The 23,375-nt window shown below is 72.5% G+C and carries 23 protein-coding genes; 13 read left to right on the top strand and 10 right to left on the bottom strand.

Going from position 1 to position 23,375, the window contains the following annotated elements:
• Positions 1-72: 72 nt before the first annotated feature.
• The 4 genes from B5P21_RS04035 to B5P21_RS04020 all read left to right on the top strand — a co-directional run bounded on the left by B5P21_RS04035 (position 73) and on the right by B5P21_RS04020 (position 4,075).
• Entirely contained in the window at positions 73-855 is a 783-nt protein-coding gene (locus tag B5P21_RS04035; RefSeq protein WP_045529424.1) for an L-threonylcarbamoyladenylate synthase, read from the top strand.
• Positions 856-1,220: 365 nt separating this feature from the next.
• Positions 1,221-1,571 (top strand): histone-like nucleoid-structuring protein Lsr2, encoded by a 351-nt coding sequence (locus B5P21_RS04030; protein ID WP_094170791.1) that lies wholly within the window; start codon positions 1,221-1,223, stop codon positions 1,569-1,571.
• A gap of 221 nt (positions 1,572-1,792) precedes the next feature.
• The gene (locus tag B5P21_RS17025) at positions 1,793-3,076 is read left to right on the top strand and encodes a hypothetical protein (protein WP_210433759.1); all 1,284 of its coding nucleotides are present in this window, start codon (positions 1,793-1,795) and stop codon (positions 3,074-3,076) included.
• Positions 3,077-3,310: 234 nt separating this feature from the next.
• The gene (locus tag B5P21_RS04020; RefSeq protein WP_045529427.1) at positions 3,311-4,075 is read left to right on the top strand and encodes an AfsR/SARP family transcriptional regulator; all 765 of its coding nucleotides are present in this window, start codon (positions 3,311-3,313) and stop codon (positions 4,073-4,075) included.
• Positions 4,076-4,129: 54 nt separating this feature from the next.
• Here the strand turns inward: B5P21_RS04020 and B5P21_RS04015 are convergent, their stop codons facing one another.
• The 4 genes from B5P21_RS04015 to B5P21_RS04000 all read right to left on the bottom strand — a co-directional run bounded on the left by B5P21_RS04015 (position 4,130) and on the right by B5P21_RS04000 (position 9,021).
• Complete coding sequence (locus B5P21_RS04015) at positions 4,130-6,187, bottom strand: prolyl oligopeptidase family serine peptidase (RefSeq protein ID WP_094170790.1); 2,058 nt, start codon at positions 6,185-6,187, stop codon at positions 4,130-4,132.
• 31 nt (positions 6,188-6,218) lie between these two features.
• The gene (locus B5P21_RS04010; protein ID WP_015491066.1) at positions 6,219-6,716 is read right to left on the bottom strand and encodes an HNH endonuclease; all 498 of its coding nucleotides are present in this window, start codon (positions 6,714-6,716) and stop codon (positions 6,219-6,221) included.
• 358 nt (positions 6,717-7,074) lie between these two features.
• Positions 7,075-7,989 (bottom strand): C40 family peptidase, encoded by a 915-nt coding sequence (locus B5P21_RS17525; protein WP_281631003.1) that lies wholly within the window; start codon positions 7,987-7,989, stop codon positions 7,075-7,077.
• Between the two features lie 333 nt (positions 7,990-8,322).
• Positions 8,323-9,021 (bottom strand): iron-dependent transcriptional repressor DtxR, encoded by a 699-nt coding sequence (locus B5P21_RS04000; RefSeq protein WP_012039156.1) that lies wholly within the window; start codon positions 9,019-9,021, stop codon positions 8,323-8,325.
• Between the two features lie 108 nt (positions 9,022-9,129).
• On the opposite strand from B5P21_RS04000, the gene serC reads away from it, so the two are divergent.
• A complete protein-coding gene (serC, locus tag B5P21_RS03995; protein WP_045529430.1) occupies positions 9,130-10,248 on the top strand; it encodes a phosphoserine transaminase in 1,119 nt (372 codons plus the stop codon).
• Positions 10,249-10,320: 72 nt separating this feature from the next.
• Here serC and B5P21_RS03990 read toward each other — a convergent pair whose 3' ends face one another.
• Positions 10,321-11,001 carry a DUF3027 domain-containing protein gene (locus tag B5P21_RS03990; RefSeq protein ID WP_094170788.1) on the bottom strand — a complete coding sequence of 227 codons (681 nt, stop codon included), beginning with the start codon at positions 10,999-11,001 and terminating at the stop codon, positions 10,321-10,323.
• On the bottom strand, positions 10,994-11,377 hold the full coding sequence (locus B5P21_RS03985) for a cold-shock protein (protein WP_045529435.1): 384 nt from the start codon (positions 11,375-11,377) through the stop codon (positions 10,994-10,996). The genes B5P21_RS03990 and B5P21_RS03985 overlap by 8 nt, the downstream gene beginning before the upstream one ends.
• Positions 11,378-11,533: 156 nt before the next feature.
• Here B5P21_RS03985 and B5P21_RS03980 point away from each other — a divergent pair, with 156 nt between their 5' ends.
• The 7 genes from B5P21_RS03980 to B5P21_RS03950 all read left to right on the top strand — a co-directional run bounded on the left by B5P21_RS03980 (position 11,534) and on the right by B5P21_RS03950 (position 19,411).
• Positions 11,534-11,803 (top strand): hypothetical protein, encoded by a 270-nt coding sequence (locus tag B5P21_RS03980; RefSeq protein ID WP_045529437.1) that lies wholly within the window; start codon positions 11,534-11,536, stop codon positions 11,801-11,803.
• Between the two features lie 10 nt (positions 11,804-11,813).
• Positions 11,814-13,700 carry a helicase-associated domain-containing protein gene (locus B5P21_RS03975; RefSeq protein WP_094170787.1) on the top strand — a complete coding sequence of 629 codons (1,887 nt, stop codon included), beginning with the start codon at positions 11,814-11,816 and terminating at the stop codon, positions 13,698-13,700.
• 20 nt (positions 13,701-13,720) lie between these two features.
• Positions 13,721-15,361, top strand: coding sequence for a DNA repair helicase XPB (locus B5P21_RS03970; protein ID WP_094170786.1), 1,641 nt, complete (start codon positions 13,721-13,723; stop codon positions 15,359-15,361).
• A 76-nt stretch (positions 15,362-15,437) separates the two neighbouring features.
• Entirely contained in the window at positions 15,438-16,130 is a 693-nt protein-coding gene (locus B5P21_RS03965) for a response regulator transcription factor (protein WP_012039163.1), read from the top strand.
• 123 nt (positions 16,131-16,253) lie between these two features.
• Entirely contained in the window at positions 16,254-18,014 is a 1,761-nt protein-coding gene (locus B5P21_RS03960) for a sensor histidine kinase (RefSeq protein ID WP_045529445.1), read from the top strand.
• A 46-nt stretch (positions 18,015-18,060) separates the two neighbouring features.
• Entirely contained in the window at positions 18,061-18,351 is a 291-nt protein-coding gene (locus B5P21_RS03955) for a WXG100 family type VII secretion target (protein ID WP_015491075.1), read from the top strand.
• Positions 18,352-18,448: 97 nt separating this feature from the next.
• The gene (locus B5P21_RS03950; protein WP_045527791.1) at positions 18,449-19,411 is read left to right on the top strand and encodes an IS481-like element IS1122 family transposase; all 963 of its coding nucleotides are present in this window, start codon (positions 18,449-18,451) and stop codon (positions 19,409-19,411) included.
• A 147-nt stretch (positions 19,412-19,558) separates the two neighbouring features.
• On the opposite strand, the gene groL is transcribed toward B5P21_RS03950, so the two are convergent.
• The 4 genes from groL to B5P21_RS03930 all read right to left on the bottom strand — a co-directional run bounded on the left by groL (position 19,559) and on the right by B5P21_RS03930 (position 22,776).
• Complete coding sequence (gene groL, locus B5P21_RS03945) at positions 19,559-21,178, bottom strand: chaperonin GroEL (RefSeq protein WP_094170785.1); 1,620 nt, start codon at positions 21,176-21,178, stop codon at positions 19,559-19,561.
• A 193-nt stretch (positions 21,179-21,371) separates the two neighbouring features.
• Positions 21,372-21,590 carry a cold-shock protein gene (locus B5P21_RS03940; RefSeq protein ID WP_045529449.1) on the bottom strand — a complete coding sequence of 73 codons (219 nt, stop codon included), beginning with the start codon at positions 21,588-21,590 and terminating at the stop codon, positions 21,372-21,374.
• Positions 21,591-21,817: 227 nt separating this feature from the next.
• The gene (locus tag B5P21_RS03935; protein WP_052663235.1) at positions 21,818-22,393 is read right to left on the bottom strand and encodes a LytR C-terminal domain-containing protein; all 576 of its coding nucleotides are present in this window, start codon (positions 22,391-22,393) and stop codon (positions 21,818-21,820) included.
• Between the two features lie 32 nt (positions 22,394-22,425).
• The gene (locus B5P21_RS03930) at positions 22,426-22,776 is read right to left on the bottom strand and encodes a DUF3263 domain-containing protein (protein WP_373455975.1); all 351 of its coding nucleotides are present in this window, start codon (positions 22,774-22,776) and stop codon (positions 22,426-22,428) included.
• A 192-nt stretch (positions 22,777-22,968) separates the two neighbouring features.
• Between B5P21_RS03930 and msrB the strand changes: the two genes are divergently transcribed.
• Positions 22,969-23,370: a peptide-methionine (R)-S-oxide reductase MsrB gene (gene msrB, locus B5P21_RS03925; RefSeq protein WP_045529453.1), complete on the top strand. Its 402-nt coding sequence runs from the start codon at positions 22,969-22,971 to the stop codon at positions 23,368-23,370.
• Positions 23,371-23,375 lie beyond the last annotated feature (5 nt).

Genomic DNA, 23,375 nt, shown 5'->3' with positions numbered 1-23,375 from the left:
CCAGGCGCACCCCGGCCCGACGCAGGTGCGCCGCGGCGGATCCACCACGACACGCACGAGAGGCACGCCCCCATGACCGACACCACCCGCACGATCCCCTGGGACGGCTCGCTCGACGAGCGCGCGGCCCAGGCCCTCGAGGCGCCAGGAGGCCTCGTCGTCGCCGCCACCAAGGTCGGCTACATCCTCATGACGACGGACGGCACCGGCCTCGAGCGCAAGTTCGACGCCAAGCAGCGCAACCGCGACAAGCCGGGCGTGGTCCTCTGCACGAGCATCGAGCAGCTGGAGGAGCTCGCCGTGCTGAACGACGAGATCCTCGCCTTCTACCAGGAGCACTGGGACGCCGACGTGCTCCTCGGTTGCATCCTCCCCTGGCGCGAGGACGCGAAGCACCTCATCCCCGACGAGGTCGCTGGCCAGCTGGCCATGGACCGCCGCGGCACGAGCTGCTTCGTGATCCGCTTCGGCCGCCCCGCCGAGCAGCTCGCCGAGCGTCTCTGGGAGAGCCGCCGCCTGTCCTTCGCGAGCTCCGCCAACCCGTCGGGCAAGGGCAACCGCGGGCGCGTCGAGGGCATCGGGGAGCGCATCGAGCAGCAGGCCGACGTCATCGTGGCGGCCGACGACTACGTCGCCTCCATCCAGCCCGGCCTCGACGAGACCAGCCGCCACGAGCAGGGCGTCATGGTCTCCATGGTCGACGCGTCCGGCGCGCTCATCCCCGAGCAGCGCGGCGAGCGCTCGGTCACCCCGAACCCGACGCTCATCCGCCGCGGCCTGGCGGTGGACGTCATCATGTCGGCGCTCGCCCGGTCGTTCCCGTCGTGGGACTACCGGCACGGCGAGTACTACTGATCCCGCCGGGATCAGCACCCTCGAGGGCCCGCGGAGCGCGTCTCCGCGGGCCCTCCCGCGTTCCCGCGCGGTGATCCGTGGTGCGCCCCTCTAATTCCGTAGGTGAGGAGATGGCGCCGCATTCCCCGGTGATATGCCAGCCGCGTTCCGCCGCGACGCGCGGGAAACACCGCCGTCGACACCCCGCTGACGCGACGGAATGCGCCCGACGATGGCGCGACGACGTATCGGCGGACCGGGTCCCCACGGATTGTCTGCCGATTTCCGTCTCCGATTCACGAACCATGTCGGATTTCCCGCGCGCACCGGGTATCGTGGTTCTCGTCGCATCATCTGATGCGCCATCGGCAATGGAAGGAACAGACGTGGCTCGCAAGGTTGTCACCACGCTCGTCGACGACATCGACGGCGTCGTCATCGAAGAGGGAAAGGGCGAGACCGTCCCGTTCGCGCTCGACGGCGTGAATTACGAGATCGATCTGAGCGACGCCAACGCCGCGAAGCTCCGTGAGGCGCTCGACGCGTACGTCGACCGCGCCCGCCGCGTCGGCCGCGCCTCCACCGGCCGTTCGACCGGCTCGCGTCGCTCCTCCTCCAGCGCTCCGAAGGAGAACCTCGGTGCCGCCCGCGAGTGGCTGCGCGAGCACGGCCACAAGGTCTCCGAGCGCGGCCGCATCTCCGCCGACCTGCTCGAGGAGTACCGCGCCAACAAGTAGGCGACACGACGCGCGCACGGCGCGCAGCACGTGCGAAGAGGGCCGATCCGCCAGCGGATCGGCCCTCTTCGTCGTCCCACGGGTGCCCCGTAATGATTTACGCAGCCCGCGGAATGCCAGGCCTCCACCTACCCGGCGCGCCATGTGTCACGCCCGCGTCACGCCCGCGTCGCGGGTGCGTCGCGGGGGCGCGAGCACTCTGGCCGGGAAGAAGGAGCACCGTGCCGAATCACCTCGCATCACCCGGGACCGCAATTCCCGCCCGCCACCCCCGTCGTGGCATCCGTCAACGCGTCCTCGCCTCCGCGGGCGCCGCGCTCATCGCGCTCGTCGCCGTCGTCGGCGTCACCGGGCAGATGCAGTCCGCATCGGCGGCCGTCTCCCCCACGACCACGTCCCAGTGCAACGACACCCCCAACGGCGGTGGCGACCAGGTCGAATGCGACGTGACGGTCGTCAACGAATTGAACGTCGCGACGCAGACCGGATCCTCGACGGTCACCAGCCGCGTGTGCGCCGGCGCCGCGGGAGCGGCTCCCCTCTGCACCACGACGGTGTCGCAGCGTGACGGGATCATCATCACCGCGGTCGACCAGTGCAACGGCGTCGCGAACGGCGGCGGCAGCAATGTCATCTGCAACGTGGACATCACCAACAACATCGTCGGTGACAGCACCACCACGCCCGCGACCGTGAACCAGTGCGTCGGCTCCGCCACGGACGGCGCAGCGGGCGGGACGGCCTGCAACCCGGTGTCCAGCACCACGGGCGCCGACGTCACCCAGTGCAACGGATCCGGCAACGGCGGCGGCGCCGCGGGTCGCGTCACCTGCACCGTCCCGACGTCCACCGTCACCTCCGCGCTCCTCGTCACGGTCAACCAGTGCAACGGATCCGGCAACGGCGGCGGCGCGACCGTCACCTGCGCCACGAACCTCAGCAACTTCGTCACCGCGGTCGTGACGCCGACGCCCACGCCCACGGCGACGCCCACCGCGACCCCCACGGTCGAGCCCACCACGCCCGCGCCGACGCCCACCGTCCCGACTCCCACGCCGACGGCCCCGACCCCGACCCCGACGCCCACGGTGCCGACGCCGACGCCCACCGTCCCGACGCCCACGCCCACCGCGCCCACGCCCACGCCGACGGCTCCGACGCCGACCCCGACGGCCCCGACGCCGACGCCCACCGCGCCGACCCCGACGCCCACCGCGCCGACGCCCACGCCCACGGCCCCGACGCCCACCGCGACGGCCCCCACGCCGACGCCCACGGTCGGCACGCCGACCCCGACCGCGGGCACGCCCACGCCGAGCGTCGGGACGCCCACGCCGTCGAGCACGACCCCCGCGCCGATCGTCCCCGGGGGCAGGATGCCCGGCGGATCGCTCCCGGTGACGGGCTACGACCCCACGCCCACCATCGGCTGGGGCCTGGCCGCCCTGGTCCTGGGTGCCCTCGGACTCGGATGGAACGCCCGACGCCGATCCGCCCAGCGGTAGCCACCCCCGCGGATCGCGTGACCGATGGCCCGACGACACGTCGTCGGGCGATCGGTCGTGCGTAGCCTCAAAAGCACCTGCGTGATCGGATTTCGCTTCCCAGCGGATACGGTGGCCGCGATGGAGGTGCCGGATGCATCAGCGAGTCGAGGGCGGATCCCTGCGCTCAGCGCGCCGTCCGGCCACCCCCGCCCGCCCGATCGTCGGCCGCCCGATCCCCGCCGAAGCGCCGTCGTGATCCGCGTCGACGTGCTCGGCGGCTTCCACGTCGCGGGCCTCGGCGCGGATCCCGCGTCCGCGTCCGCGCGCCCGGATCCGCACGGCGCCGCCCTCTCCGACGGCACCAGGCGCCTCATCGCCGCGCTCGCGATCCGCGCCCGCCCCGCCGACCGCGGCACCCTCGCCAGCCAGCTGTGGCCCGACGCGCTGGATGCCCGCGCCGCGTCGAGCCTCCGCTCCGCCATCGCCCGCCTCGGCGACGGGGGCCGCGAGATCGTCGGCTCCGCGCCCGGCGGCCTGATGCTGAACGACGCCGTGGCCGTCGACCTCCGGACGGCTCGCGGGACGGCCGCCCGCCTCCTCGAGCCGCGGCAGGAGGAGCCGGACGACGCGGACATCTCGCCGGCCGCGGTCGCCCTCTTCAGCGCCGACCTCCTGCCCGACTGGTTCGACGCGTGGCTGGAGCCCGCGGCCGAGGAGTGGCGGCACCTCCGGGTCAACGCGCTCGAGGCGCAGTCCCAGGCGCTGCTGACCCGGTCGCGCCTGCACGAGGCGGCCTCTGCCGCCCGACGGGCCATCGACGTGGATCCGCTCCGCGAGACAGCGCAGCGCTGCCTCATCGCCGTGCACGTCGCCGCCGGCAACCGGTCCGACGCCCTGCGCGCCTACGAGATCTACCGCACGCGCCTCGAGCGCGAGGTGGGCCTGGAGCCGACGGAGATGCTGACCGACCTCGTATCCGCTCTGCGTCCCCGCGTGTCCGCCCGCCGCGGCGGCTGACGATCCGGGCGGCCGCCCGGATCGTCGCCCGCCGCGCTGCTCGGACGCCCGCCGTCACGCCCCGAGCCGCTCCCAGAGGAACGCGTGGATGAGCGACTGCAGCCGTGCCGTCGCGGGGTTGTCCGCGGCCCCGCCGTGGCCGCCGCCCGTGTTCTCGAAGTACCACGCGTCCTCGACCCCGGTCTCGTGCAGCAGCGCGACCATCTTCCGCGCTTGCACCGGGCCCACGCGGTCGTCGCTCGTGGCCGCGTAGACGAGCGTCGGCGGATACGCGATCCCCGCGCGGACGTTGTGGTACGGCGAGAAGGTGCGGATGGAGTCCCAGTCGCCGGGCACGTCGGGGTCGCCGTACTCGGCGATCCACGACGCCCCCGCCGAGAGCCGCGTGTACCGCCGCATGTCGAGGAGCGGCACCCCGCAGATCACGGCGCCGAACAGCTCCGGGTAGGTCGTGAGCATGTTGCCGACCAGCAGCCCGCCGTTGCTGCGGCCCTCGCAGCCGAGGCGCGCCGGCACGGTCACGCCGCGGGACACGAGGTCGCGTGCGACGGCGGCGAAGTCCTCGTAGGCGCGATGGCGGTTCTCCCGCAGGGCGGCGCGGTGCCAGGCCGGCCCGTACTCGCCGCCGCCGCGGATGTTCGCGAGCACGTAGACGCCGCCGCGCGCGAGCCAGCCGCGCCCCACGACGCCGCTGTACGACGGCAGGCGGCTGTTCTCGAAGCCGCCGTAGCCGGAGAGGAGCGTCGGCGCGGATCCGTCGAGCGGCAGGTCGCGCGGCCCCACCTGGAAGTAGGGCACGCGCGTCCCGTCGTCGGACACGGCGAAGTGCTGCTGCACCTCGAGCCCGTGGGCGTCGAACGACGCGGGCTGCTCCTTGACGGGTCGCGGCGCTCCCTGGCCGACCACGCCGTGCAGCAGCGTCGGCGGCGTGAGGAACCCGGTGACGGCGAGCCAGTACTCGTCGGTCTCGCGGTCCGTCGCGACGACGGAGACGGATGCGAGCGGCGTCCCCACGCGCACGTCCTCCACCCGCCACCCGGCGGTCCCGGAGGCGGTCGGCGGCGTCAGGACGCGGATCCGGCTCGCGACGTCCTCGAGCAGCGTGAGCACGAGGTGCCCCGCGGTCCACGCCCAGTCCTCCAGGCTGCGGGACGAGGTCGGCGCGAACAGCACGGCGAGCTCGCGGGTGCCGGCGAGGAAGTCGTCGAGGCGCGCCGCCAGCAGCGATCCCGCGGCGTGCACGACGCCGCCGATCTCCGTGTCCGTGCGCGGCCGCAGCACGAGCCACTCGCGGTGCAGGTCGACATCCACGTCCTCCGGCACGTCGATCCGGACCGTGCCCGCGTCCGTCAGCAGCAGCGTCCGCGACGAGAAGAAGTCCGGCACCTCGCGCACCACGTCCCGCTCGAAGCCGGGAGTGGGGTCGTGCGTGACGTGGACGAGCATGTCGGTCGCGGCGACGGCGTGCACCTCCGGCGCGTCCGCCAGCGCCTGCCCCCGGCTCCAGCGGCGCGCGGTGCGCGCGTACGAGCTCTCGGTGAGGCTGCCCGGCCCGAAGTCCGTGCCGACGAAGACCGTGTCCCGGTCGATCCACGACACCATCGTCTTCGCGACCGGCACGGCGAAGCCGTCCTCGACGAAGCGCCCGGTGGTCAGGTCGAGCTCGCGGACCGCCACCGCGTCCCCGCCGTCGGGCGAGAGCGACACGAGCGCCCGGTCGCGCGCGGGCGACAGCAGCTGCGCCCGCGAGAACTGCCACGGGATCCCCTCGGCCGCGCCCAGCGCGTCCAGGTCGAGCAGCACCTCCCACTCGGGCGCCGGCGCCTGGTACTCGTCGAGCGTGGTGCGCCGCCAGAGCCCCTGCACGTGCTCGGCGTCGCGCCAGAGGTTGTAGAGGTGCTCGCCGTGCCGCGTGACGTACGGGATCCGCTCGTCCGACTCCAGCACCTCGAGCAGCTCGCCCGTCAGCTCGGCGCGCGATCCCTCGGGCGACCGGCCCAGCGTCCGCTCGTTCTCCGCGCGCACCCAGGCGAGCGCCCTGTCGCCGTGGATCTCCTCCAGCCAGAGGAACGGGTCGTCGGGGGTGGAGGGGTCGCGAGCGTCGGCGGTCATCCCCTCAGCCTACGGAGGCGGGGCGGCGCGATCAGGCGGCCGGCGCCAGGAACTCGTCCCACCCGGGAGCGGGGCGCTCCATCCCGCTGACCACCCAGCCGCTCCCCTGCGGCGCCCGCGGTGACGTCCGCAGCGTCCAGCCCATCTCCTCCGGCGTGCGGTCGCTCTTGCGGTTGTTGCACGAGAGGCAGCAGGCGACGAGGTTCTCCCATGTGTCCTTGCCGCCGCGCGAGCGCGGGAGGACGTGGTCGATGGTGGTCGCGTTGCGGGCGCAGTAGGCGCACCGCCCCCCGTCCCGCCGCAGCACCCCGCGCCGCGAGACGGGCACGCGGCGCGCGTGCGGGATCCGCACGTACCGCGTCAGCAGGATCACGGACGGGCGGCCCCAGGCCCCGCCGTTGCCGAGGATCGGGTGCTCCTCGTCCTGGGCGAGCATGGTGGCCTTGCCGCTCAGCACGAGCACCAGGGCCCGCTTGAACGACACGACGGCGAGCGGCTCGAAGCCCGCGTTGAGTACCAGTGTGCGCACGACATCCCTCTCAGACCGGCCTGGACGGCTTCCAGGAATCCGAATGAGGCGTCCCGCCCCCGGGAACACGCGAAGGCACCGCCGAGTGCTCGGCGATGCCTTCTAGGAGAGCGGGTGACCGCTCGGGTGGACCAGGTGACTGCCCGCCCGGGGATGGTGCCGATGTCCGTGGCGCACGTGCGCATCCATGGTGCGGATGTCAGGTGCGGTGGTCATCGGGGCTCCCGGGCGGGTCGAGGGACGTCTCACCGGACAGGGTAGCCCAGCGTCCCCCGTTTGTCCCGGGGAACGCAGGAGGCCGGCGGCGCATCCCACAGGGTGCGTGCCGCCGGCCTCCCGGTCGATCTCGTGCCGGTCGTCAGCCCAGGAGGCGGACGTAGTGCACGTTGGAGCTCCAGACCGGGCGCTCCTTGACGTAGTCGCCGGGCTTCGGCGCGTCGATCATGATGCCGTTGCCGGTGTAGATGCCGTCGTGGCTGCCGTCGTTCCACACCACGATGTCGCCGGCACGGGCCTCGGAGGCCGGGACCGTGAAGCCAGCCGCGTCCTGCGCCCGCACCGAGTGCGCGAGGTTGAGGCCGAACTGCGCGAAGACGTACTGGACGAGGCCCGAGCAGTCGAAGCCGACGGGGGTGTTGCCGCCGAAGACGTAGGGCACGCCGAGGTACTGACGGGCGACGGCGGCGACGCCGGTAGCCGAGGTGCCCGGGTAGATCGGGTTCTGCGCGGGCTGGGACGGGGACGCGCCCGTGTAGCTCGTGGCCGAGGAGGCGAGCTGGGTGCGGCGCTGCTCGGCGAGGGCGGCGCGCGCGGCGGCCGCCTTCTGCGCGTTGAGGTCGGCGACGGAGGTGGCGGTGAAGCTCTCCTCCTCGACCGGCGCGGAGGACGCGTTGTCGGCGGTGACGACCTGCGCGTTGGCGGCCGTGTAGTCCTGCAGCGAGGCGCCCTCGGCGGACGAGGTGTGCTCGAGCGAGGATCCGACGGCGTACGCCGGGATCGCCATGACGCCGACGAGGCCGGTGACGAAGGTCATCACGACCGCGTTGGCGGCCTTGGTGCGGCGCGACCGACCGGCCGGCACGGGGGCCGGGGTCAGGCGGGGCGCGGGAGCCTGGAGCGTGCGGGTCGCGGAGTCGCGACGCGGGCGGACGGCCTTCGCGCTCTCGGCGGCGCGGAGCTCGCGGCGAGTGGGCAGGCGATCCATCCCGGGTGCGGGCGGTCGGGTCGGGTCGGACGCGTTCCCGACGGAACCGCTGATGTCACCATGGGCCAAGTTGTCAACCTCCTGCGTCTCGACGCCGGACATGCTGGCGCCCCGTCCCTCCAAGGTCGTCGAGGGGTACTCATGCAGGGGACGGGTGTCGAGACGCCCTGCATCAGGCCCGGAACCTCTGTGGTGGTCGGTCGGACCTGTTCGAGAGTAAGGGACGCGCACCCGTTTGTCATCCTGAGGGACCATATTTCTAACGAATCCATAACGGCAGACGTCATCCTCACGACGGATGCGGGACAGAACCCCCGGTGACGGCGGCGAGCCCCGGTCGCGGCCCCCGTCCGGGGGTGGTCCTGGCGATCCGCCCGGCGCCGATGCCGGACCGCGTCGGGTTCAGCGCTCGATGAAGATGTGCCCCGCGACCTCGAGCGGCAGCTCGAGCCCCGGTCCCGCCCCGTCGACCCGCACCAGGACGTACGCGCCCTCGCGGGAGAAGGACCCGGTCGCACCCGGCAGCACGCCGGCCTGCTTGAGCTGCGAGAGGAGCTCGGGGTCGAACTGCACGGGCTCGCCCAGCCGGCGGATCACGCCGCGCGCGGGGGCGTCCTCGGTCGTGCCGAGCGAGGCCTCGACGATGCTCACGACGCCGGCCATGAACGCCACGGCGGGCGAGTCCCCCAGCTCGTCGAGTCCGGGGATGGGGTTGCCGTACGGCGACTCCGTGGGGTGCCCGAGGAGGTCGAGGATCTTGCGCTCCACCTGCTCGCTCATCACATGCTCCCAGCGGCAGGCCTCGTCGTGGACGAACTCCCACTCGAGGCCGATGACGTCGCTGAGGAGGCGCTCCGCCAGGCGGTGCTTGCGCATCACGTGCACGGCCTTGCTCCGGCCCTCGGGGGTGAGCTCCAGGTGGCGGTCGCCGCTGACGATCACGAGGCCGTCGCGCTCCATGCGCGCCACCGTCTGCGAGACGGTGGGACCCGAGTGGCCGAGGCGCTCCGAGATGCGCGCGCGCAGCGGGACGATGGCCTCCTCCTCGAGGTCGAGGATGGTGCGGAGGTACATCTCCGTCGTGTCCACGAGATCAGTCATCGGGCCTCCCTTGCGCCGTGGACCAGCCTACTTCCCCGGGTGCGGGATGACCGGCGCGGGTCTTCGGACCACCCGAGGCGGCGGCGGACGGTCCCCTACCATTGCCGCATGCCGACCACGAAGATCCCCACCGAACTGCTGCCCCTCGACGGACGATTCGGCTGCGGGCCGTCCAAGGTCCGGCAGGCGCAGCTCGACCACCTCGCGCTCGCGGGTGCGCAGATCCTCGGCACCTCCCACCGCCAGGCACCCGTGAAGGACATGGTCGGGCGCGTCCGCGACGGGCTCTCCCGGCTCTTCCGCCTGCCCGACGGCTACGAGGTCGTGCTGGGCAACGGCGGATCCACGGCCTTCTGGGACGCCGCCGCCTTCTCCCTCATCGAGCGCCGCAGCCAGAACCTCGTGTTCGGCGAGTTCGGCGGCAAGTTCGCGAAGGCCGCCGCGGCGCCCTTCCTCGAAGCGCCCGACGTGATCCGCGCCGAGCCCGGGAGCCGCGCCTCCGCGAACCCGCTGGAGGGCGTCGACGTCTACGCGTGGCCGCACAACGAGACCTCGACGGGCGTCATGGCCCCCGTCACGCGCGTCCACGGCGACGAGGGCGCGCTCACGGTCGTCGACGCGACGAGCGCGGCCGGCGGCATCGACTTCGACGCCGCCCAGGCCGACGTCTACTACTTCGCGCCGCAGAAGAACCTGGCGAGCGACGGCGGCGTCTGGCTCGCGCTGTTCTCCCCCGCCGCCCTCGAGCGTGTGGAGCGCATCGCGGCGTCCGGCCGGTGGATCCCCGAGTTCTTGAGCCTCAAGAACGCCGTCGACAACTCCCGCCTGAACCAGACGCTGAACACCCCGGCCCTCGCCACGCTCCTGATGCTCGAGGACCAGCTGGACTGGATCGAGCGGGCCGGCGGGCTGGCGTGGGCGGACGCCCGGACGCGCGAGTCGTCCTCCGTCCTCTACGAGTGGGCGGAGCGCGTGGAGTGCGCGCGTCCGTTCGTCGCGGATCCCGCGCACCGCTCGCAGGTCGTGGTGACGATGGACTTCGACGACTCCATCGACGCGGCGGCCGTCGCGAGGACGCTGCGCGCGAACGGGGTCGTCGACACCGAGCCGTACCGGAAGCTCGGGCGCAACCAGCTGCGGGTCGCGACGTTCACGGCCATCGAGCCGGACGACGTGCGGGCGCTCGTGCGCTGCATCGAGTTCGTGGTGGAGCAGGGCGCGGGCTGACCCGGCCCTCCCGGAGACGACGACGGCGGCGGTCCCCTCGGGGGCCGCCGCCGTCGTCATGCGGGATGCGGATCAGCGATCGGCGCCGTCGAAGCTCGTGTCGTCGTCATCGTCGTCATCGTCGTCATCGTCGTCATCGTCGTCATCGTCGTCATCGTCGTCATCGTCGTCGTCGTCGTCGTCCGACGCGGGCGCCTCGAAGTCGACGCCGTCGAGGACGTCGTCCGTGTCCTCGGCGTCCTCCGTGGAGTCGTCGTCCTCGTCGTCGTCATCCTCGTCGGACTCCGCCGCGAGGCGCTCGGCCTCCTGATCGGCCTCGATGCCGGCGAGCCGGTCGGACCACGGCAGCCACTCGGGCGAGAGCAGGGCGCCCTCGCCGGGCATCAGCTCGGCCTCGAGCACCGTCGGAGCGGCGTCGTCGACGCGGGCGAGCGTCACGGTCCAGAACCAGCCGGGGTACCCGGGCATCGTGTTCGCGAAGAGGAGCGACAGCACGCGGTCGCCCTCGACGATCGACCCGGCAGGCGACCCGACGGTCTCGGCCGGCGTGATCTCGAGCAGCGCCGCGCGCGCGAGGTCCACGGCCGCGAGGAGCTCGGCGTCGGGGACGGCGGGCTCCCGGGGCGCCTCGTCCTCCGTCGCCACGTCACCGGTCGCCGTCTCGTCGTTCGTCACGTCGTCGGGCATCGCGTCAGCCGCATCCACGGGAGCCTCGTCCCCGGTCGTCGTCTCGTCGTCCCGCGGCTCAGGCATCGAGCTCCTCCGCGACCCGGCGCAGCAGCGCCGCGATCTTCCGGCCGTGCGCCGCCTCGGGGTAGCGGCCCCGCTTCAGGCCGGTGCCGATGCCGTCGAGCACCTTCACGAGGTCCTCGACGATGACGGCCATGTCGTCGGCGGGCTTGCGGGACATGCGGGCGAGCGAGGGCGGGGCGTCGAGGATCCGCGCGGAGAGGGCCTGCGCGCCGCGCTTGCCGTCCGCGATGCCGAACTCGAGCCGGGTGCCGGCCTTCACGCCGGCGACGCCCGAGGGCAGGGCCGACGCGTGCAGGAATACCTCCTGGCCGTCGTCCGAGCTGATGAACCCGAACCCCTTGTCCTCGTCGTAGAACTTCACCTTGCCGGTGGGCATGCGATCCTCTTCCCTCGCCCCGGAGGGGCTCGATGTGCTGATTGGCGGTCCAGTCTATTCGCCGGGCCCCGCCCGGGCCCGTGTCGGCGGGGCTCGACCGGTGCCCGCGGCCCCGCACGACGCGCCCGGGCGCAGGCCACGGCGTAGTCTGAGGGGATGGCATCCGAGACCGCACCGAGCGAGGGCCGGGCCGAGCGCGTCCTCGCCTACATGCTCGCCGGCATCCTCCTGGTCGCCGTGCTGAGCATCCTCGCGATCCTGCTGGCGCCGCTCATCGCGGTCGACGCGTCGCAGTACAGCACCCCCCTGTGGCAGGTCATCCTGCTGCTGCCGGCCGTGGGGATCCCCATCGCCGCGCTCCTCTTCATCGCGATCCTCATCATCAGCGTCCGGCGCCGACGTCGCATGGACGGCACGTCCCGCTAGCGGGACGACCATGACCGACGCCCTCGTGCTCGCGGCCCGACTCCGCGCGCTCGACGACACGACGCTCGCCGCCCTGGTCCGCGACCGCGGCATCGACGCCGCGCGCATCGCCGACCTCTTCGACCTCGCGGACGCGCTGCTCGCCCCGGAGGCCGTCGCGCGGGCCCTGGAGCAGCTCGATCGCGCGGCGCTGGCCGTCCTCGCGGTCGCCGCCGAGGAGGGGGCGACCGCGCAGCCCGTCGGACTGGGCGCAGTCCGCGACGCGCTGTCCCGCCGCTCGGGCGAGGACCCGCTGGATCCGGCAGGTCTGGCGGACGCCGCCCACCGCGCCGCGGACACGCTCCTCGCCGTCGTCGACGACGCGGGCATCACGACGCATCCGGAGGTCGCGGCCGCCCTCTCCGCCTGGCCAGCGGCCGGCCTCCCGGGGGCGGACGAGCTGGCCCGCCTCGCCCCTCCCGCGCCGCTCGCCGCCGTCCCGCGCGTCGACCCCGAGGAGGTCGACCGGAGGGCGGGCGAGAGCGCCTTCCGCTCGGTGGTGGCCGTCGCCGCCCTCATCGAGGAGCTGGACCGCGAGCCGGCGCGCGAGCTGAGCCGCGGCGGCATGTCCCTGCCCGACGCGCGTCGGCTGGCTGCCGCGCTCGGCACCGACCTCGACGACGTCCCCACCCACCTGTCCCTCGCCGAGCGCGCGGGGCTCGTGGCGCGGTCCGGCCGCACCTGGTCGACGGCCGCGACGGCGGCCGCGTGGTCCGCGCGACCGACCGCCGGACGATGGGAGGCCCTCGCCGCCGCCTGGCTGGACGCGCTGGCACCGACGACACGCGGGATCCTCGCCGAGCGCGCCGACGCGTCGTGGGGAGCGGGGCTCGTCGACAGCGTCCTCTGGCGCTTCCCCGGCGGATCCGCGTGGATCGGCGAGCGCATCACCGCGTTCACGCGCGACGCCGGCCTCCTCGGGATCACGACGGGCGACGTCCCGAGCTCCGCGGGCCGCGCCCTCCTCATGACGGGACCCGGAGCCGCCTCCGCCGCGCTCGCGCCGCACCTGCCCGCCGAGGTCGACCGGGTCTACCTGCAGCACGACCTCACCGTCGTCTCCCCCGGCCCGCTCGACCCCGCGGTCGAATCGCGCCTGCTCGAGGTCGCCGACGCGGAGGGCCGGGGGCTCGCCGCGACCTACCGGATCTCCGCCGCATCCGTCACGCGCGCCCTCGCGTCCGGCGGGACGCCGGACGCCATCCGCGCCCTCCTGGCGGACGTCTCGCTGACCGGCATCCCCCAGCCCCTCGCCTACCTCATCGACGAGGCCGCCGCCCGCTTCGGCCGCCTCCGCGTGCGTCCGGCGTCGCCCTCCGACGCGGTCCCGGACGCCCGGACCGCGATCGTCTCCGAGGACGGGCCGCTGCTCGCCACCCTCCTCGTCGACCGCGACCTCGCGCCGCTGCGGCTCGTGCGCGCGGGCGACGCGGTGCTCACGTCGGCCGCATCGCCCGACGCCGTCGAGCGCGCGCTCGCGGCCGCCCGGCTCGCCCCCGTCCGCGAGGACGATCGGGGACGCCGCATCGCACCGGCGGGACGGACCGCCCCGGCCCCGCACGCTGTCGCGGAGCCCGAGCCCGATGCCGCCGACGCCCTCGTCGCCCGCGTCCGCGCGGCCGACGGCCCCGACGACGGAGCGGCGTGGACCACGCGCCAGCTCGAGGTGGCGATCCGCGCCAAGGCCGCGCTCCGCGTCCGCGTGCGCATGCCGGACGGCCGCGAGGTGGATCACGTGCTCGAGCCCTCCAGCGTCGCCGGCGGACGCCTGCGCGCCCGCGACCGGGTCGCCGACGTCGAGCGCACCCTCCCCCTCTCGAGCATCCTGGCGATCTCCCCCGGACCGGCGACCGCGTGAGCGCGCCTAGGCTGGCGGGCATGCCCGACGGCCCCCTCATCGTCCAGAGCGACCGCACCGTCCTCCTCGAGGTGGCCCACGCGGACGCGGAGGACGCGCGACACGACCTCGCCGTCTTCGCCGAGCTGGAGCGCGCGCCCGAGCACATCCACACGTACCGGATCACCCGGCTCGGCCTCTGGAACGCGCGCGCCGCCGGCCACGCGGCCGAGGACATGCTCGCGACCCTCGAGCGCTACTCCCGGTTCCCCGTGCCGCAGTCGGTCACGGTGGACGTGAAGGACACCGTCGGCCGCTACGGCCGCCTCGTCATCGGGCGCGACGCCGACGGCGGGCTGCAGATCTCGAGCACCGAGTCCGCGGTCCTGTCGGAGGTCGCGAGCTCCCGCCGCATCGCGCCGCTGCTCACCGAGCGCGTCGACGCGACGACCTACCGCGTGCAGGCCTGGGCGCGCGGCCAGCTCAAGCAGGAGCTCGTGAAGATCGGCTGGCCCGCCGAGGACCTCGCCGGCTACACGCCCGGCACGCCCCACGACATGGCGCTCGTGGAGGACGGCTGGACCCTGCGCGGCTACCAGACGGACGCGGTCGACCACTTCCTCGACGGCGGATCCGGAGTCGTCGTCCTCCCCTGCGGCGCCGGCAAGACGCTCGTCGGCGCCGCCGCCATGGCCCGCGCCAAGACGACCACCCTGATCCTCGTCACGAACACGGTGTCGGCGCGTCAGTGGCGCTCCGAGCTGCTGAAGCGCACCACGCTCACCGAGGACGAGATCGGCGAGTACTCGGGCCAGTCCCGCGAGGTCAAGCCCGTCACCATCGCGACGTACCAGATCCTCACCGCCAAGAGGAAGGGCGAGTACGCCCACCTCGCGCTCCTCGACGCGCTCGACTGGGGCCTCGTCGTCTACGACGAGGTGCACCTGCTGCCCGCTCCCGTCTTCAAGCTGACCGCGGACCTCCAGGCCCGCCGCCGCCTCGGCCTCACGGCCACGCTCGTGCGCGAGGACGGTCGCGAGGGCGACGTCTTCAGCCTCATCGGCCCGAAGCGGTTCGACGCGCCGTGGAAGGAGATCGAGGCCCAGGGCTTCATCTCCCCCGCCGAGTGCTTCGAGGTGCGCATCGACCTCCCCGACGACGAGCGCCTCGTCTACGCCGCCGCCGCGGACGACGAGCGCTACCGCCTCGCCGCCACGGCGCCCGCCAAGCTCGACGTGGCGCGCGCGCTGGTCGAGCGGCACAGCGGCGAGAGCATCCTCGTCATCGGCCAGTACCTGGAGCAGATCGACGAGCTCGCGGAGGCGCTGGGCGCGCCGAAGCTCACTGGCGCGACGCCCGTGGCCGAGCGCGAGCGGCTCTACCAGGCGTTCCGCGACGGCACGGAGCGGGTGCTCGTGGTCAGCAAGGTCGCGAACTTCTCGGTGGACCTGCCCGACGCCACGGTGGCCATCCAGGTGTCCGGCTCGTTCGGATCCCGCCAGGAGGAGGCGCAGCGCCTCGGGCGCCTGCTCCGACCCGAGGCGTCGGGCCTTTCCGCCAGCTTCTACACGCTCGTCTCCCGCGACACCGTCGACCAGGACTTCGCGCAGAACCGCCAGCGCTTCCTCGCCGAGCAGGGCTACAGCTACACGATCCTCGACGCGGCCGGCATCGCGGCCTGACCCTCGACCGGACGCTCGCCACAGCACGCCCCGCGTGTCCAGGTGGCTCCCAGCGAGCGCGCAGATACTTCATCCCATGAGCGATGGCCCGAAGATCCTTATCGTCGATGACGAACCCAACATCCGCGACCTGCTGACCACGAGCCTCCGGTTCGCCGGGTTCGCGGTCCGTGCCGTCGGCAACGGCGCCCAGGCCATCTCGGCCGTCCTCGAGGAGGAGCCCGACCTCATCATCCTCGACGTGATGCTGCCGGACATGAACGGCTTCGGCGTCACCAAGCGCCTCCGCGCCGCCGGCTACACGGCGCCCATCCTCTTCCTCACGGCGAAGGACGATACCGAGGACAAGATCACGGGCCTCACCGTCGGCGGCGACGACTACGTCACCAAGCCGTTCAGCCTCGACGAGATCGTGGCGCGCATCAAGGCGATCCTCCGCCGCACGATGCACGCGGACGAGGACGCGATCATCCGCGCCGGCGAGCTCACGATGGACCAGGACACGCACGAGGTCCTCGTCGGCGAGGAGCCCATCGAGCTGAGCCCCACCGAGTTCAAGCTCCTGCGCTACCTCATGCTCAACCCCAACCGCGTCCTGTCGAAGGCCCAGATCCTCGATCACGTGTGGGAGTACGACTTCAACGGCGACGCGGGCATCGTCGAGTCCTACATCTCCTACCTGCGCCGCAAGCTCGACCAGCACTCCTCGGAGCCCGTCATCCAGACCAAGCGCGGCTTCGGCTACATGCTCAAGGCCGCCAAGTCCTGACCCTCCAAGGCCCCTGAGGGGTCCGCTCCATGCGAACGGCCGGACGCTCGGCGAGCGCTCGGCCGTTCGTACATGCTGCGTCGCCTATCCTCGTGACTCAGGTCAGCGAGACAGGAACACGAGGTGCGACCAGTGCACGACTACGTGTCGGAGAAGTGGAACAACGTCTCCCTGCGCACCAAGATCACGAGCGTCACGGTGCTCCTGCTCCTGCTGGGCCTCCTCGTGTCCGGTGCCGGCACCATGTACCTGCTGCGCCAGCAGATGGTGAGCCAGCTCGACGCGCAGCTCCGGGTGACCATCACGCAGCTCCCCAAGGTGCTCAACACCGACGCGACGATGCCGGACACGTTCACGCAGGACGACGTGGCCACCGCGGATCCGGCCTGGTTCGTGGTCCTCCTCGACGCCCAGGGCGACGTCCTCGCCGACAACTGGACGGGCGACTCCGCGGAGCACCCGCGCGTCTTCGGCCTCGACCTGGCCCGGGCCTCCCAGATCAACAACGAGATCGTCGTCTTCTCGGACAACTCGGACAAGAAGGCGTGGCACGGCATCGTCCGGGTGTCGCAGAACGCCTCGCCGGACGCGATGGAGTACTCGACGCTCGTCGTCGCACGCCCGCTCGAGCAGGTCGACGACCTCGTCGCCACGTACATCGTCATCTTCGCGAGCTTCGGCCTCGCCGTCGTCGTGCTCGGCGCCGCGGTCACCCGCATGCTGGTGACCAGCACGTTCGGCCCTCTCCGCGAGGTCGAGCGCACCGCGGCCGCCATCGCGGGCGGCGACTTCAGCCAGCGCCTCGGAGGCGCGACCCCGAACACCGAGGTGGGCCGTCTCAACCGCTCCCTCAACATGATGCTCAGCCGGATCGACCGCGCCTTCGCCGACCGCGCGAAGACCATCGACCAGATGCGTCGCTTCGTCGGCGACGCCAGCCACGAGCTCCGGACGCCGTTGGTCTCGGTTCGCGGCTACGCCGAGCTGTACCGCATGGGGGCGCTGCAGACGCCCGAGGACGTGTCGCAGGCCATGGAGCGCATCGAGAAGGAGGCCATCCGCATGGGCGGGCTGGTGGAGGACCTCCTGGAGCTCGCGCGACTGGACGAGACCAAGCCGCTGCAGCTCGCGCCTGTCGACCTCTACCCCATCGCCCGCGACGCCGCCCTCGACGCGATGGCCTCCTCCCAGACCCGCACCGTCACGGCGCTCCCGCCGATGCTCGTCAATCCCGTCGGCCCGACCCTCGACACCGACGGCCTCGAGCCCACGCAGGAGCAGTCGTCGGACGCGCAGCGCGGCACCGGGGGCACGCCGGGCAACGACGCGACCGGGCCCATCGCCTTCGCCGGCGCCACCCTGTCCCGGTTCCGCGCCCGCCGCTCGCGCCGCCCCGGCGAGACGGCGACGGACGCCCTCGCCCCGGTCCGGCCCGACGACGACGACGCGCCCGTCCCCGCGGAGGGGTTCGCCATGGTCCAGGCGGAGGAGAACAAGATCCGGCAGGTGGTGACCAACCTCATCGGCAACGCCGTGCGCTTCACGCCCGCCGGCAGCCCGATCGAGCTGGCGACCGTCGTCGACGAGGCCGCACGGGAGGCGCGCATCGAAGTCCGCGACCACGGGGACGGCGTGCCTCCGCAGATCCGGGAGAAGATCTTCCAGCGCTTCTGGCGCGCCGACACGTCCCGCACCCGGGAGACCGGCGGCAGCGGGCTCGGCCTGGCCATCGTGTCCGCCATCGTCGCCGCGCACCGCGGCAGGGTCGACGTCGTGGAGACCGAGGGCGGCGGCGCCACCTTCCGCGTGATCCTGCCCCTCCTCCCCAGCTCCGACTCGTCCACGACCTCCATGCCCAGCGCCCCCGCCGCCCCCGCGTCCTGACCGCCGCGTAGCCTCCGCCCGTCCCACGACGAGAAGGAGGAGACGCATGACGAGGTACCAGGTGGACAGCGAGGCCGTCCTGTCGGCGACCGCGGCCGTCCAGGGCAGCATCGGCCGCATCCAGGCGGAGGTGGCGGGCCTGCATGGCCAGCTCGCCGACCTGCAGGGCTCGTGGTCCGGTAGCGCGGCCACGGCGTTCCAGGGCGTGGTCGCCGAGTGGAAGGGCACGCAGCAGCGCGTCGAGGAGGCCCTGGCGAGCATCAACCAGGCGCTGAGCTCCGCCGCCCGGCAGTACGCGGAGGTGGAGGAGGGCAACGCCCGCATGTTCGCGCACTAGCTGTATCCGGCCATGACGTTGGTGACACTTCGGGGCGTGTGAGGAGGCCTCCTGGCTTGATGGAGCTGTCTAGTTCTGCCACTGCCAGGAGGCCTCGATGTCCCACGCTAATGCTCGTCTGACGGTTCACGGGAGGGTTCTCCTCGTGCGGCGGGTGGTCGAGGATCGTCGGCCGGTCTCGCATGTCGCGCGCGAACTCGGTGTGTCGCGTCAGTGCGCGCATCGGTGGGTGAATCGGTTCCGGTCCGAGGGTTTCGAAGGCTTGTCGGACCGGTCCTCGAGGCCGAGACGGGTGCCGACGAGGACGAGCCCGGAACGAGAACGAGCCGTCGTGGAAGCGAGGACCCGATTGCGATCAGGTCCTGCCCGGTTGGCGCCGGTGACCGGTGTTCCAGCCCGCACGATCTCCCGCGTCCTGCGGCGGCACGGGGCACCGCCGTTGGCATGGTTGGACCCCGTCACCGGGGCCGTGATCCGGGCATCCCGGTCGACGGCAAACCGGTACGAGCATGAGCATCCCGGCGACCTGATCCACGTCGACGTGAAGAAGCTCGGCCGGATCCCGGACGGCGGCGGCTGGCGGGCGCATGGCCGCAGCGAACAGGTTCGTGGTCGTGGGATCGGGTTCGATTACGTCCACGCCGTGGTCGATGACCACACCCGCCTCGCCTACGCGGAGATCCACCCGGACGAGAAGGGCGTGACCGCGGCAGGGTTCCTGACCCGGGCCGCGGCGTACTTCGCCGAGCACGGCATCACCCGCATCGAACGGGTCCTGACGGACAACGCGTTCGCCTACCGGCACTCGGCCGCGTTCCAGAACGCGGTCACGCAGCTCGGTGCGAGGCAGAAGTTCATCCGCCCGCACTGCCCCTGGCAGAACGGCAAGGTCGAACGCTTCAACCGCACCCTCGCGACCGAGTGGGCCTACCGGCAACCCTTCACCAGCAACCAAGCCAGAACCGACGCCCTTGATCCGTGGATCCAGCACTACAACACTGAACGAATCCACTCGAGCCACGGGCTGACGCCCGCGGCCCGAGAGTCACCAACGTCATGACTCAGTACAACTAGCGCGATGCGGCGGCCGTCCTCCGCCGCGGGAGCGGCCCCGCATGACGAAGCGGGCGGCCCCTTAGGGGACCGCCCGCATCGTCGTGCTGATCGCGCTGGTGGGCCGGAGCGCTTCCGCTCCGGCCCGGTCGGACTAGAAGTCCATGCCACCCGTGGGGTCGCCGGCCGAGGCCGGGTTCTTCTCGGGCTTGTCGGCGACGACCGCCTCGGTCGTGAGGAACAGGCCGGCGATGGACGCGGCGTTCAGCAGAGCCGAACGCGTGACCTTCACCGGGTCGTTGATCCCCGCGGCGAGCATGTCGACGTACTCCCCCGTGGCGGCGTTGAGGCCGTGACCCGAGGGGAGGTTGCGGACGCGCTCAGCCACGACGCCGGGCTCGAGGCCCGCGTTGAGGGCGATCTGCTTGAGCGGAGCGTCGACCGCGACGCGGACGATGTTCGCGCCCGTCGCCTCGTCGCCCTCGAGCTGGAGCTTCTCGAAGGCGAGCTTGCCGGCCTGGATGAGCGCGACGCCACCACCGGCGACGATGCCCTCCTCGACAGCGGCCTTGGCGTTGCGCACGGCGTCCTCGATGCGGTGCTTGCGCTCCTTGAGCTCCACCTCGGTCGCCGCGCCGGCCTTGATGACGGCCACGCCGCCGGCCAGCTTCGCGAGGCGCTCCTGGAGCTTCTCGCGGTCGTAGTCGCTGTCGGTGTTGCCGATCTCGTTGCGGATCTGCTGCACGCGGGCCGCGATCTCGGTGGCGTCTCCGCCGCCCTCCACGATCGTGGTCTCGTCCTTGGTGATGACGACCTTGCGGGCCGTGCCGAGCAGGTCGAGGGTGACGTTCTCGAGCTTGAGGCCGACCTCCTCGGCGATGACCTGGCCACCGGTGAGGATGGCGATGTCCTGCAGCTGCGCCTTGCGGCGGTCGCCGAAGCCGGGAGCCTTGACCGCGACCGACTTGAAGATGCCGCGGATCTTGTTGACGACGAGCGTGGCCAGGGCCTCGCCGTCGACGTCCTCCGCGATGATGAGGAGCTGCTTGCCCGACTGGATGACCTTGTCGACGATCGGCAGCAGGTCCTTGATGTTCGAGATCTTCGAGTTGACGATCAGGATGTACGCGTCCTCGAACACGGCCTCCTGGCGCTCGGGGTCGGTGACGAAGTACTGCGACAGGTAGCCCTTGTCGAAGCGCATGCCCTCGGTGAGCTCGAGCTCGGTGCCGAAGGTGTTGGACTCCTCGACGGTGACCACGCCCTCCTTGCCGACCTTGTCGATCGCCTCGGCGATGATGGCGCCGATGGTGGCGTCGCCGGCGGAGATGGACGCGGTGGCGGCGATCTCCTCCTTGGTCTCGATCTCCTTCGCGGCGGACTTGAGCTCCTCAGTGACGGCCGCGACGGCCTTCTCGATGCCGCGCTTGAGGCTGATGGGGTCGGCGCCCGCGGCGACGTTGCGGAGGCCCTCGCGGACCAGGGCCTGCGCGAGCACCGTCGCGGTGGTCGTGCCGTCACCGGCGACGTCGTCGGTCTTCTTGGCGACCTCCTTGACGAGCTCCGCGCCGATCTTCTCGAACGGGTCGTCGAGCTCGATCTCCTTGGCGATGGACACGCCGTCGTTCGTGATGGTGGGGGCGCCCCACTTCTTCTCGAGGACGACGTTGCGGCCGCGCGGGCCGAGGGTCACGCGGACCGCGTCGGCCAGGATGTTCAGGCCGCGCTCGAGGCCGCGGCGGGCTTCTTCGTCAAAAGCGATGATCTTAGCCATGTGTATCTCTCGTCCCTCCCGGACGTCAGGAAAAAGGCAGTCGTCTAGCACTCCCCGTGAGGGAGTGCCAGGGACGATTCTGGCACTCGCCCTACGGGAGTGCAAGCGAGCCGCTCACAGGCCCGGGCCGCTCGGGACGCGACGACGCCGTCGCCCGGACGGGCGACGGCGTCGTCGTGGTGGCGGGGCGCCCCTAGTCCAGCGTGACGTTCTCCGCCTGCAGGCCCTTGGAGCCCTGGCCGATCTCGAAGGCGACGCGCTGCCCCTCTTCCAGGACCTTGTAGCCGGACATCTCGATCGCCAAGTAGTGGACGAAGACGTCCTGCCGGGCAGGTCCGCCCTCGACGGCGTCCACGGTGATGAACCCGAACCCCTTCTCCCCGTTGAACCACTTCACGGTGCCGTTGGCCATGTGCTTCTCCATGTGCGAATGCGCGGTGTCGGGAGCGCGGTGCCGCCACCCCCGGGTCGGCCGCGGGGCCCTGCATCGGCCCCGCGCCACGCCCTCGGGACGTACGGCGCGCAGCACCTGGTACGCGGCGGGCGTGCGACCAGGCAGCACCATAGACAGGGCAGGCGGTGCCCCGTCGCGTTACTCCACGGATGCGGCCCGGCGGGCGGGTACGGGATCCGGGCGGATCAGCGCTTGGCGGCGTAGTCGGCGCCGAGCACGGCCGTCAGCTTGGACGCCTGGGCCGCCGACGCGCCAGCCGCCGGCCGGAACTGCTCGGACTGCGCCACGTCGCCCACGCCCAGCTCGGCGACGAGGCCCCGGGCAGCGCCCTCGTCCGCCGCGTCGTAGTAGTAGACGGTGGTGGTGGCGATGTCGGTCGAGCTCGCGTTCAGACGCGATCCGATCGCCCAGCCCCTCGCCTGCAGCGCGGTCGCGGCACGGGCGGAGAGACCCGACGTCCTCGTGCCGTTGAGGACCGTCACGACCATGCCGGGCACGGTGGTGGGAGCGACGGTCGGCTCCTCCGTGGGCGCCGCCGCCTCCTCGGAGGCGCCGCCGCTCGGGATGATGTCGGTGAACGAGACACGGTCGTCGATGACGAAGAGCCCCACGACCCCGAGGCCCACGAGCAGGCCGGTCGCGAGCGCGGCCCAGGCGAAGGCGCGGACGCGGTGGTGGCGGGGACGGGGCGCGCGATGCGCGCCCACGCGGCTCAGGTCGCCGGGGACCTCGTCGAAGCGGTCGGGAGCGTGGGAGGGCATGCGGGTCTCGTGTCTCCTCGGTGGGCGCGGGGTCAGCGTGCGGTCGGTCGGTGCGGGAGACCGGTGGGCAGGGCGCGGGCAGCGCGTGCGGCGGCGCGCGTCTCGCGGAGTCGCAGCAGGCGTCCGACGAGCAGGGGGTCGTAGGCGAGGGCCTGGCGGGTCTCGAGCAGGGATCCGAGCAGCTGGTAGTAGCGCGTGGCGGAGAGGCCGAAGGTCTGGCGGATGGCCTCCTCCTTCGCCCCGGCGTGACGCGTCCAGTCCCGCTCGAAGTCGAGGACCGCGCGGTCGCGCTCGTCGAGCTCGACGACGGGGTGCGGCCCGGCCGCGGGAGTGGTCGCGGAACGGGTCTCGCGCTGGTCCACGGCGTGCTCCTTCCCCGACATCCCCCACATACTAGGTGCGGCTCGCTGGGCGCCCCGCGCAGGTCCCCAGGGTGTCCGCGCACCGCGGCAGGCGGCGCGACCCGGGCCGGATCGTCCCCCGCATGCAGGAATCGACGGGGCCCGCCCGCGGTTGACCATGGAGGCGCGCTGGGATGCCGCCCCTAGGATCGACCAGCGAGAAAGGACCCGCACATGGCCTACGAGATCGAGAAGACCGACGACGAGTGGCGCCAGGAGCTCTCCCCGGAGGAGTACGCGGTGCTGCGCCAGCAGGCCACCGAGCGCCCCTGGACCGGCGAGCTGCTGGAAGAGGAGCGTACCGGCGTCTACGGGTGCAAGGCGTGCGGCGCCGAACTCTTCACGAGCGACACCAAGTTCGACTCCCACTGCGGGTGGCCGAGCTTCTACGCCCCGAAGGAGAGCGACGCCGTCAAGCTGTACACCGACACGAGCCTCGGCATGAAGCGCGTCGAGGTCGTCTGCGCCCGCTGCGGTTCGCACCTCGGGCACGTCTTCGACGACGCGCCGCAGACTCCCACCGGCGACCGGTTCTGCATGAACTCGGTCTCCATGTCGTTCCGCACCGCGGAGTGACCGAC

The sequence above is a fragment of the Clavibacter michiganensis subsp. insidiosus genome, from assembly GCF_002240565.1.
Lineage (GTDB): Bacteria > Actinomycetota > Actinomycetes > Actinomycetales > Microbacteriaceae > Clavibacter > Clavibacter insidiosus.
The sequence above is the reverse complement of the archived record's forward strand: the minus strand, read 5'-3'. Positions and strand labels throughout refer to the sequence as shown.